Raw genomic sequence first — 10,609 nt, 5'->3', positions numbered from 1 at the left:
TCCAATTCCTCCAAGGCTTCGTGGTGTTTGACAAGGGCATCGCTTAAACTGGTTTGGGCTAGGTTCTTCCAGGACATAGGCTATTGCTCGAACTTGAATAAAGGCTTATTTTACCCATTTTGGGGCTTGAGGTCGTGCAAAGGTCTCATGAAATATAATGTAATTATTTGGCCGTGTACTTTAGATGTGTGGAATAAATAATCTTTATTGTGAATTAGTTGCACCAAATAAAACATTTTTTGATGAGTTTTGCACACACTCGCATTAAGACATTCAGCTAGGACATTGATTTAAGCCGAATAACTACGCCGCTAGGGGTGTGACAATTTGTCGCACCCACATGACGTAGAGAGAATGTTAGACTAAGCCTAGAATTGCAGTCTTCATTGGTACATCAGTTAGCACCCTTCCCCTCTAATGCGGGCTATTGTTTAGTCCGCATCTTTTTAACGAGGTCATCATGAAAAACGGCTACACAGCTATGAATACCCCACCAGACACTCGTATCGAAATTGACAAGCGCATTGCTTATCATCAAGCAGGACATGCCGCAGCTATTTACCTGGGCAATAAGCAAAAACAATTGCCCGCCGTGCATTTTCAAATCATTATCAAGCCACTGGAATGGGAAGGGCAAGCAAGGGGTCGATTCGCGTGTCCGCACGGCAAATACACGGCAAAAGTTGAAGGCGGGCGTTTAATTCAAAGCTTGCCGATGTCGTTTGCGGAAGCCACGCAGTATTTTTCCTGGCCTGAGCAAGAGCAGTGTTTGTGCGCTTTTGAAGCGGATGTTATCAATTTTCTGGCAGGGTCGTTGGCTGAGGCAAAATTTGTCGCATCACGCGATAATGAGGTTTTCAATCCCAATTTAGTTTATCTGGGGGCGCTAAAGTTTTATGGTGATGGCTCAGATCTGGAAGTCATTACTGAATACTTGGAGTGCTTTATGCTGCATAAGACAGAGCGTGACCGAAAATTAGCAGAATTGTTTTTGGCGGCTTTCAGTTTCGTCAACAAACGCTCGAATTGGAATGCGATTACTGCACTGGCTGAATTTATTTTGGATACGCCCAGGGAGGATTCTAAAGACATCATCCAATGCGAGGACGTGATTTCTCTGTTGGAGGCATCCCGTTTAGCGGCTTAACTCTTCACGGCTACCAAATAGTGCCGTGCCTATTCTGACGATTGTAGCACCTTCAGTTATTGCAGCTTTTAGATCATCTGTCATACCATAAGAGAAGGTATCTAACTCTGGTCGATTGAGATTAACAACGGCTTGAGCAAGTATTTTATAAGGTAAACGTTGCTGTTCGTAATCGTCTTGTGGTGCAGGAATCGCCATAACACCTCGCAGCTTTAATCGGGGTAGTGCGGCTACTGCCGAACATAACGCCGGTAATTCTTCTAAGCTAATCCCTGATTTACTCTGTTCGCCACTGACATTAACTTGCAGACAGATATTCAAAGGTGGCAAGTTATCTGGTCTTTGCTCGCTTAAGCGTTTGGCAATCCGCAAGCTATCAACACTGTGTACCCAGCTAAAATACTGGGCGATCAACTTGGTTTTGTTGGATTGGATCGGTCCGATGAAATGCCAAGTGATATCGTAAGCACCGAGTTTTTGCTGTTTTAGCAAGGCTTCCTGGCAATAATTCTCCCCAAAATGGCGAAGTCCAGCTTGATACGCCGTTGCAATGTCGCTTGCAGGTTTGGTTTTGCTTACCGCCAGCAATAGAACATTTTTTGGGTTGCGCTTGCACTCATGGCAATATTCTTCTATCTGACTACGAATAGCCGTTATGCTTTGGGCGATGGTCATGATGATGGTTGTTTTAGTATCTTCTAGCGATTATATAAGCAATCTGGCTTTAAAAAAGCGCAGAGTTGAACTATTGTTAGTGGATGATTTGTCCCTTTCTTTTTTGTTCCAGGAGTAAACATTGGATATTGCCGAATTACTAGCTTTTTCAGTCAAAAATAACGCCTCGGATTTGCATCTATCGGCAGGGTTGCCGCCGATGATACGGGTTGATGGTGATATTAGGCGAATCAACATCCCCGCGCTAGAGCATAAGGAGGTCCACGCGCTGATTTATGACATTATGAACGACAAACAACGTCGGGATTACGAAGAATTTCTGGAAACCGACTTTTCCTTTGAATTGCCGGGGGTGGCGCGGTTTCGGGTGAATGCGTTTAATCAAGAGCGCGGCGCGGCGGGGGTGTTCAGAACAATTCCGTCCAAAGTTTTATCGTTGGAAGACTTAAAAGCGCCTAAGTTTTTTGCCGAACTGACCACGAAATCACGCGGTCTTATCTTGGTGACCGGCCCCACGGGTTCCGGTAAATCCACCACCTTGGCAGCGATGATTAATCACATCAATCAGAATGATTATGCCCATATCCTGACCGTTGAAGACCCTATCGAGTTTGTCCACGACAGCCAAAAGTGTCTGATTAACCAGCGCGAAGTGCATCGAGACACCCACGGCTTTAATGAGGCCTTACGTTCAGCTTTACGGGAAGATCCCGACATTATTATGGTGGGCGAAATGCGTGATTTGGAAACTATTCGTTTGGCATTGACGGCGGCGGAAACCGGTCACTTGGTGTTCGGTACTTTGCACACCACCTCGGCGGCAAAAACTATCGACCGTATAATCGACGTATTTCCTGCCGCAGAAAAAGATATGATAAGGTCTATGCTTTCTGAATCTTTACAGGCAGTTATCTCACAAACCTTGCTCAAGAAAACCGGCGGCGGTCGTATTGCCGCCCATGAAATCATGGTGGGAACCTCGGCCATTAAAAACTTAATTCGTGAAGCCAAGGTGGCGCAGATGTATTCCGCGATTCAAACCGGACGTAAGGAAGGGATGCAAACATTGGATCAAAACCTGAAAGACCTCGTCGATCAAGGTTTGATCCATTCCAAGATGGCGATGAGCAAAGCCGTCAATAAAGATATGTTCCGTTAGGATTAAGATAAGATTATGGATTTTAAAGCATTATTGGAATTAATGGTAAAACGGCGGGCATCCGATTTGTTCATTACAGCGGGTAGACCACCGACCATGAAAGTCGATGGTGCATTGGTTGAAGTCTCCAAGACTATGCTGACCGCCGAGCAATCCCTCATAGTTGTGTTAAGCCTTATGGATCAGCGGCAAAAAAACGAGTTTGAAAACACTAAAGAATGTCAATTTGCCATCGGTTATCCGGGTTTGGGTCGGTTCAGAATTAGCGCGTTTACCCAGCGCGATGCGGCTGGTATGGTATTGCGGCGGATTGAGAACCAAATCCCTGATTCCGACGACCTACATTTGCCGCTCATTCTTAAAGACTTGATTATGGAAAAGCGCGGCTTGATTATTTTTGTTGGGGCAACTGGCACGGGTAAATCAACCTCTTTGGCTTCGCTTATAAAGCATAGAAATCAAAACAGTAGCGGACATATTATTACTATCGAAGATCCGATAGAATTTCAACATCCACATTTGGGTTGTATTGTTACCCAACGCGAGGTGGGGATTGATACCGAATCCTATGAAATTGCCTTAAAAAATACGTTGCGGCAAGCACCTGACGTTATTCTGATCGGCGAAATCAGGACGCGAGAAACCATGCAAAATGCAATCACTTTCGCTGAAACGGGGCATTTGTGTTTATCGACCTTACATGCTAACAATGCGAACCAGGCACTGGACAGGATTCTGCATTTCTTTCCAGACGAGATGCACGACCAGTTATGTATGGACTTGTCGCTGAATCTGCGTGGTATCGTCGCACAACAATTGATTAAACGCGCCGATGGCAAAGGTCGTTATCCTGCTATTGAAGTATTAATCAACACCCCACTTGCCAAGGATTATATCCGCAAAGGCGAAGTCAATAAGCTTAAGGAGTTGATGAAAAGTTCCCGTGAACAAGGTATGCAAACCTTCGATCAAGCCCTATTCGATTTGTATACGGCAGGTAAGATCAGCTATGAAGATGCCTTGAATTCAGCCGATTCCAGAAACGAAGTCCGCTTGATGATTAAACTGGGCGCTACCCAGGCAGGCGGGTTTGATAATGACGATATGCTTTTAACTGAGACGGAAAACTGAACCTTTGCGGCTCAGTTTGTAAAATCCAATTCTCGTAGTATCTGATCAACAATTGCCCAGATATTCTGCTACTACATTCCTGCTAATTGCGGGCTGGAAAAACACCTTGAAGTGCAATGCAAGTCGTCATGCCAAGATAAGGTTGACGATTATCAAAGGCTTGGTTTGATCCTGCGGTGCCAATGACTGTTGTTGCGGTCGATGAGATTGAAGAATCCGCCAAGGTTACATTGGCAACACCAGGTTTATAGGATTTTTAGCACCAGATTTTGCAAGAATACTAGCTTGTGGTTTAGCCGATGTAGCTGCTGCATTAGTACCTCTTAAGGAAGACACAATTGTGGTAGCAGCCCCATGAGTATGTGTTGGTAAGTTGGCTGATGTTAGCGTAACAGATTGCTGGCCGCCTTTTTCTCCTAAAGCTACTGATGTAAGACCAGTGCCGACACCCGCCCCAACGACCGACCTACCGCGTAAATCAGGCAATGCAAAAGTTGTTTGACCGTTACCACCATAAGTGGTGCCTAATAAAGCAAATAGGGCTTGGTTTGTATTAATGGGCAATATTTGGCCTGATGTTTCGGCAAAACCTATCGGGCAAAAATTGAAAGCAAATGTGCAAATCTCCCCTAGAAATGGTTGACTACCACAGGCAGCAACTGGAAGGGAAGTGCTGGCTAAGACTAACGGTAAAATCGCTTTTTTTAATAAGTTGTGCATAAGGAAGTCTCTTACTCCAATGTTGATTAAAGGTTAAATACAAGCGTAATAGGTTCTGTAGAATGTTCAAGTTAAATTACCGCTGATGGATATGCGCTAAAATAAAAGCTTTTGTTATTCAATAAGTAAAACTATATATCCAACTGAGATTAAAAGCACAGCGCATTAAAAAATATCGTCAATTTTAAGCACTGATAACGTCACCTAACGCCAACAAAACCTGCTCGCAATGTCCCTTGACGCTTAGTTTGCGCCACTCCTTTACTAATACACCTTGAGGATCAATCAAAAATGTACTGCGTTCAATACCTCTAACCTGTTTGCCGTACATGTTTTTCATTTTGATGACATCAAATAACTGGCAGAGAGCTTCGTCCGCATCGGAAAGCAGGTCAAACGGGAACTCTTGTTTGCATTTGAAGTTTTCGTGAGATTTGAGTGAATCCCTGGATACGCCGATTACAACCGCATTTAAAGTCGTAAATTGTGCGATGTTATCTCGAAAATCCTGACCTTCCAGCGTACAGCCTGGGGTGCTGTCTTTGGGGTAAAAATACAATACAACTGTTTTACCGTGATAATCGCTTAATTTAATGGTCTTATCGCCAGTTGCTTTTGCTTCAAAATCCGGCACAACATTGCCGATGGTTACAGTCATGGTGTCCCTATCTCTTTATCGGTTCAAGAATGGCATCAATATTCAGATGATCGCAAAAATCCAGAAATTCTTCACGCAGCGATAAGAGATGCAATTGCGGGGGCACCAAAATCACTAATTTGGTTGAGAACACGGGCGTTTGAGCATAAGGAGCTAGATAAGAACTGCCCGTTATTTCTTCTATTTCAATGTCACGACCCAACAGAAATGATGTGATGGACTCTATAATACTTTCCTTATCTAGGGAAATAGTTTCCAGGGTATAAGGCACAGAGTCCTTGCCTTTCTCCCTAGCTTCAGTACGTAGCGTGTGAATTTTTATCTCCATGCGCTTTTGGATTAAATCCAAAGCACTTTCCACTTTGGCGATCTGATTCCAATTCCCTTGAATTAACAAGTAGCTGGCAGTAGACTGACCAAGACGTGACGATCTGATTTCCACCACACTGCATTTGCAATCGCGGACAACGGGCAAGATTTCCGCAATAAAATGGGTGTGGATTTTTCCTACAGCAGTAATGGTTAGTTGCATGATTTTTCGAATTGTTGTTTTGCGGATTTTATCATCAAACGGGAAAAACTTGATTAACAAAGATTATTTCGTAATGCCAGCACACTTCACCTTCCTAGTTTTCAGCAATAGATGTATCCTGAGAGTATGAAAAAGCAAAAGTTGGTCGTTGCCATATCTTCAAGAGCTTTATTTGATCTGGATGAATCCCATGCGGTTTTTGAAACCCAAGGCAAAGAGGCGTTTTGTAAATATCAAATAGACCATGAAGACGAGATTTTAGCGCCAGGTTACGGATTTTCCTTGGTAAAAAAATTCCTGGCTATCAATGACAGCAGCCCTAACGAGCCATTGCTGGAAATTATCCTGCTGTCCCAAAACAGCGCCGATACAGGGCTTAGGATATTCAATTCCATCGCCCATCATAAGCTGAATATCACCCGTGCCGCCTTTACCAGCGGCGTTTCGCCTTATGCGTACATGCCCGCGTTTGGCGCACACTTGTTTTTGTCGGCGAATGCCGATGATGTCGTCAAAACCCTGGATGCTGGGTTTGCGGCGGCGACGATAATGAGCGGGTCTTCCACATCCAATCAAAGCCAACAACTGCGTATCGCGTTTGATGGTGATGCGGTGTTGTTTTCGGATGCTTCCGAACGGATTTATCAGGAACAAGGTTTGGCAAAATTTGCCGAGAATGAACGGAATGAAGCGAAAAATCCTTTGCCAGGGGGGCCATTCAAGGATTTCTTAGCACGCTTGCATCATATCCAGATGCAGTTTGATCCCGATTGTTCGCCGATTAGAACGGCTTTGGTCACAGCGCGTGCAGCCCCTGCTCACGAGCGCGTGGTCAGGACGCTCAGGGCGTGGGGCATTCGTATTGATGAGGCGTTGTTTTTGGGTGGAATGTCCAAAGGCGCGTTTTTAAAGGCGTTTGGTGCGGATATATTCTTTGATGACCAAAAAGGCCACTGCGAGTCGGCGGCTGTGCATGTGGCTGCGGCGCATGTGCCGCATGGAATTACGAATATAAAAAAATGAAGCCAGGGTGTATTCCATGCACCAAAAAACGACATATACTGTTTGCTGAACGTATTAATTGGCTTCAAACATCGATGATTGGGTGAGTGAAACACATCCAATTGCCAGTTGCTTATTTATGCACCCAATCCGCGCCCAAAGTCCCTTGCAGGCTATCGAGATAATCTGGGCTGGAAACCTTAGCCAACATCCGTTCGGTTTTCGCCAGTTTTTGGGTCAATTCTGCATAACTGGCTGAATCATATCGGTCTTTGTCGGTTAGACAATGTTCGATGTGATCTTTATGACGCTGCCAAAGTTGGCTATCACGCTGTTGTTTGATTTTTAATCTTTCCTGATACCAGTCGCTTTGCAACAAATAATCACGGGTGAACAGGCTGCGGATTGCTGAATCGGCTATAGTTTTGCCTTCGTATTCGCCATGCGCCATGATGTGCAGCAAGGCTTTCAGGGGAGGGCAGGCATCGTCAATAGAGCCATCTTCAAAATACTGCTGTGCGACCCGTTGTTGCGCTTCGTAGACGTTGTTGATGCCATCGACATAGCTGTCCATATCCTGCGTTTCCGGTTTGAGCATGGCTTCGTCGAATACGGCCGTCGGGTAATTGAACACCTTGCCGAACACGGTATGGACAAAGCGTTCCGTAATTCGGTAGCCTAATCGACTGGCATAAATCGTCTTGCCTTGGTATTCAAAATCGTCGAGTTTTTCTAATTGTCCTTGTGCAATTAGATAGTTAGGGCAGCGTTGTTCAACGGGCAATCGCGACCAGATTTCCGGTATCAACAGGCTGATGTCATGATCGATGCGGCGGTTTGAGCCGATGAATCCGGCGGCAGTAGAAAAGCCGCCGTAGCCGCATAATATAAATGATACCAATGCCGTGTTGAGGTCGGCGGTTGCAGATACGGCATTGAATGGGCCTTTGGTGAGCGCACCTTCTGAGCCTGCGCCCGTCGTGGAAGGCGATTTGCCGGTCAAGCTGCAAATAAAATCCATGAACAACTCAGGCAATTCCTGATAATGAATGGGGTTGTAGATAGCCAGTGGGCGGATACCTGCGGCGAGGTCGATAGGATTGTTGCGGCGACCTGTCAACACCGAATTGACCGGAAAGTACACGGCTTGGTCGTAGCGCAAGCCACGGGCAAGACGGGTGGACAGTTCCGCGACATAACGCATCTTGGGATCTAGAATGTCGGGTCGAACCTGCAAATAACGGACATTCTGGCTGGGTTTGCCATCAACCAGGCGTGGATGGGCGGATGAAACAAAATATTGTCCATTCTTTGCCCGTGCCGCTTCCCGGATCACCTGTTGCATCGGCTCACTGAATTCCTCAAAGTGGACAACATCTTCCAGAAGTTCTTTGGCATCTTGGGTGTCAAGCGGTTGAAAATTAGAGATAAAATTGCCTTTGCCAGAAAAATCCAGTTCAGTTTGCAAATCCGACCCACGATGGATGGCATCGTCAGGACGCTGGAAAAAACTCTCTTCACAGTTATTGACCAGCTTAACGCTGAGATTTTTGTAATCGGGATTCAATCCGGTTAGATAGCGCACTGGCACAACGGTAGATGCACTAATGTCATCTTCCATTTGCAGCTTTTCCGAGGCGACAAAATCTTGCCGCAATTTGAATACCCGCCATGCGCCGTTTTCGTCAAAACCAACTCGTAGATAGCTTGCTCTCAGCTTTCTGCCATGAAATTTCAGTTCGTTGCCCGGTTTGCCATTGACCAGATCAACTGAAAAATGTTGCCGCCAATTTAAGCCCCAGTCTTTTTTATAAAAGCGTTTAACCATTAAGGTCAAGCCCAGAATATGCTGGGGAATTTCCTCCAGCCATTGGTTGTAAGCGTCAGAATAATCGGTGGCGGAAGGGGTCAGTAGTTTAATGACCGAGCCCAGTGTGCGTTTGCTGCTCAGTAAACTGCGCTGGTCGCTGCCGTGCAATTTGGGGTCACGAAAACGGTTGGAATAATCATGGTCGAAAATCTTGCCCACAAAATCCATATCCTTATTGAAATCTTCGACGAAGAAATCGCCGGAAATGACTGCGCCAGCAATGGATTTGGAGATTTCAGACTTGCCGCCGCCCGAAACCGTGCTGGGCTTATGGCAAAACGTACCCTCAGGATAAGTACCGATCAGCCGCCAGCTAGGTGCGTGTGGATGACGTTCCATGTGTACCCGAAAGCCATTCGGGTAGATATAGGTGTGATTAATCAGTAATTTAAGCGATTGCTGGTGGTTATCTTGTAACCAGCATATTTGTTGATCCTGGATGTTGATTTGGGCATCGGCAGGGACGAACACGATGTCGGGATGGCATCTATCCACGCCATAACCGGCATCTTTCCGCTCCATCAAGCCGTCCAGCAATTGGCTGGCCTGTTCAAACGTCGGTTTGGGTGCTAGATCAGATGCGCTAGGGATATGGATTTCACCCAACACAACGCGTGGGAAAGCCAACGCACCGCCTGAATGTTCTTCTTCGCAATCGCCAAAAAGATTGCTGGCGTAGCTGATTTGGGACTTGATTTCTTTTTTGCTGTAGCCGAAATAATTGTCGGCAATGATGGTTACGATAATGCCCTGCATGTCGCGGCAGACCAGCTTGAAAGGCTTGCCGTCGTTGTACAGTTCATTTTCATTCTGCCAGCACATGCCGTCTTTGCGTTGACGGGGCGTGGCATCATCAAAATGCGGCAATCCCAAGGCTTTTTTGTTGCACAACACTAGGTGTGGGGCAAGGATGATGCAGCCGGTATTCCCCGTCCAATGGTCAATATCCAGGGCGGAGTCGTTGTCTGGCAGAAATGGATCGCCAGCATTACCGAAAATGGATTCGACAAAATCTAGGTTGGCAACCAAACCGCCGGGTGCAAAAAACCGGATTTCCATCGTTTGTGCAGGGTTGTCAGGGGAAACTGCCGGACGTACGATAGGTCGTTGCAACAATGATACCCACAGCTTTGCGGGATTACTTTGCTTGCTCGTAAACGGTAAGCACAGCAATTCATCAGGCGGCGACAAAGCCATTGCCAAAATCGCGGCATAAGCGACTACAGGCACTTCAGATTTATCAGCAGGAACGGGCAGACCACCCGCCGCGATATGAAACACGCCTTTAGTCGTGCGCTTATCGTTCTGTGGATTATGCAGAACGCCTTGTTGGATGCGGTAAGAATCAATATACGCCGAGTGGAATTCATCGCCGTGATAAGGCAGGGAGAGTTCCCGTGCCAGCCCTTTTTGTTCTAGCACAAAGGTTTCACCAGGAATACGAATAGTTTCGTTAATGCCGTTACTCAGCAAATAACGGTTAAGAAAATCTTCAATACGTTGGTCGGCAGGGCAACGATATTGGGCGAGCAAGCGGCGTTGTTGGGAGTATTTTTTTAATAAACCATTAGCAATATCAAGATATTGTCTGTCATCATCCATTTCGCAGGTCGGTTGACCCAACGCCGCGAGTTGCAGGTTGATGTGATGGTATTTTTGTTGCCGCCGATCTTTTTTCTGGCTTATTTCTGGCGGCATCGTTCTTACGTTCATTT

General features: G+C 45.9%; 9 protein-coding genes. 4 read left to right on the top strand and 5 right to left on the bottom strand.

All coding sequences use genetic code 11. The features are described from left to right. Positions 1-460: 460 nt before the first annotated feature. Positions 461-1,147 (top strand): hypothetical protein, encoded by a 687-nt coding sequence (locus tag AC1YY3_RS07520; protein ID WP_481823211.1) that lies wholly within the window; start codon positions 461-463, stop codon positions 1,145-1,147. Here the strand turns inward: AC1YY3_RS07520 and AC1YY3_RS07515 are convergent. Continuing rightward, positions 1,136-1,822 carry a YggS family pyridoxal phosphate-dependent enzyme gene (locus AC1YY3_RS07515; RefSeq protein ID WP_481823212.1) on the bottom strand — a complete coding sequence of 229 codons (687 nt, stop codon included), beginning with the start codon at positions 1,820-1,822 and terminating at the stop codon, positions 1,136-1,138. The two genes, AC1YY3_RS07520 and AC1YY3_RS07515, sit on opposite strands and share 12 nt — an antisense overlap. A 121-nt stretch (positions 1,823-1,943) precedes the next feature. Here AC1YY3_RS07515 and AC1YY3_RS07510 point away from each other — a divergent pair, with 121 nt between their 5' ends. After that, positions 1,944-2,981 carry a type IV pilus twitching motility protein PilT gene (locus AC1YY3_RS07510; RefSeq protein WP_481823213.1) on the top strand — a complete coding sequence of 346 codons (1,038 nt, stop codon included), beginning with the start codon at positions 1,944-1,946 and terminating at the stop codon, positions 2,979-2,981. 15 nt (positions 2,982-2,996) lie between these two features. Continuing rightward, positions 2,997-4,112, top strand: a complete 1,116-nt coding sequence (locus AC1YY3_RS07505; protein WP_481823214.1) for a PilT/PilU family type 4a pilus ATPase — start codon at positions 2,997-2,999, stop codon at positions 4,110-4,112. A 225-nt stretch (positions 4,113-4,337) separates the two neighbouring features. Here AC1YY3_RS07505 and AC1YY3_RS07500 read toward each other — a convergent pair whose 3' ends face one another. From AC1YY3_RS07500 to AC1YY3_RS07490, 3 genes are all read right to left on the bottom strand, one after another. Further along, positions 4,338-4,832, bottom strand: a complete 495-nt coding sequence (locus tag AC1YY3_RS07500) for a phage tail protein (protein WP_481823215.1) — start codon at positions 4,830-4,832, stop codon at positions 4,338-4,340. 184 nt (positions 4,833-5,016) lie between these two features. After that, positions 5,017-5,490, bottom strand: a complete 474-nt coding sequence (locus AC1YY3_RS07495; protein WP_481823216.1) for a peroxiredoxin — start codon at positions 5,488-5,490, stop codon at positions 5,017-5,019. 7 nt (positions 5,491-5,497) lie between these two features. Continuing rightward, the gene (locus AC1YY3_RS07490; RefSeq protein ID WP_481823217.1) at positions 5,498-6,022 is read right to left on the bottom strand and encodes a glycine cleavage system transcriptional repressor; all 525 of its coding nucleotides are present in this window, start codon (positions 6,020-6,022) and stop codon (positions 5,498-5,500) included. A gap of 126 nt (positions 6,023-6,148) precedes the next feature. Between AC1YY3_RS07490 and AC1YY3_RS07485 the strand changes: the two genes are divergently transcribed. Then, on the top strand, positions 6,149-7,045 hold the full coding sequence (locus AC1YY3_RS07485; protein WP_481823218.1) for a 5'-nucleotidase: 897 nt from the start codon (positions 6,149-6,151) through the stop codon (positions 7,043-7,045). 112 nt (positions 7,046-7,157) lie between these two features. Here AC1YY3_RS07485 and AC1YY3_RS07480 read toward each other — a convergent pair whose 3' ends face one another. Beyond that, positions 7,158-10,607 carry a PPi-type phosphoenolpyruvate carboxykinase family protein gene (locus AC1YY3_RS07480; RefSeq protein ID WP_481823219.1) on the bottom strand — a complete coding sequence of 1,150 codons (3,450 nt, stop codon included), beginning with the start codon at positions 10,605-10,607 and terminating at the stop codon, positions 7,158-7,160. Between the last annotated feature and the right edge of the window lie 2 nt (positions 10,608-10,609).

The sequence above is a fragment of the Methyloglobulus sp. genome, assembly GCF_964779595.1.
The sequence above is the reverse complement of the archived record's forward strand: the minus strand, read 5'-3'. Positions and strand labels throughout refer to the sequence as shown.

Bases quoted from the DNA above. Each gene is read 5' to 3' on its own strand.
- AC1YY3_RS07480 (WP_481823219.1), bottom strand. From the start codon at position 10,607: ATGAACGTAAGAACGATGCCGCCAGAAATAAGCCAGAAAAAAGATCGG.
- AC1YY3_RS07490 (WP_481823217.1), bottom strand. From the start codon at position 6,022: ATGCAACTAACCATTACTGCTGTAGGAAAAATCCACACCCATTTTATT.
- AC1YY3_RS07520 (WP_481823211.1), top strand. From the start codon at position 461: ATGAAAAACGGCTACACAGCTATGAATACCCCACCAGACACTCGTATC.
- AC1YY3_RS07500 (WP_481823215.1), bottom strand. From the start codon at position 4,832: ATGCACAACTTATTAAAAAAAGCGATTTTACCGTTAGTCTTAGCCAGC.
- AC1YY3_RS07515 (WP_481823212.1), bottom strand. From the start codon at position 1,822: ATGACCATCGCCCAAAGCATAACGGCTATTCGTAGTCAGATAGAAGAA.
- AC1YY3_RS07495 (WP_481823216.1), bottom strand. From the start codon at position 5,490: ATGACTGTAACCATCGGCAATGTTGTGCCGGATTTTGAAGCAAAAGCA.
- AC1YY3_RS07485 (WP_481823218.1), top strand. From the start codon at position 6,149: ATGAAAAAGCAAAAGTTGGTCGTTGCCATATCTTCAAGAGCTTTATTT.
- AC1YY3_RS07505 (WP_481823214.1), top strand. From the start codon at position 2,997: ATGGATTTTAAAGCATTATTGGAATTAATGGTAAAACGGCGGGCATCC.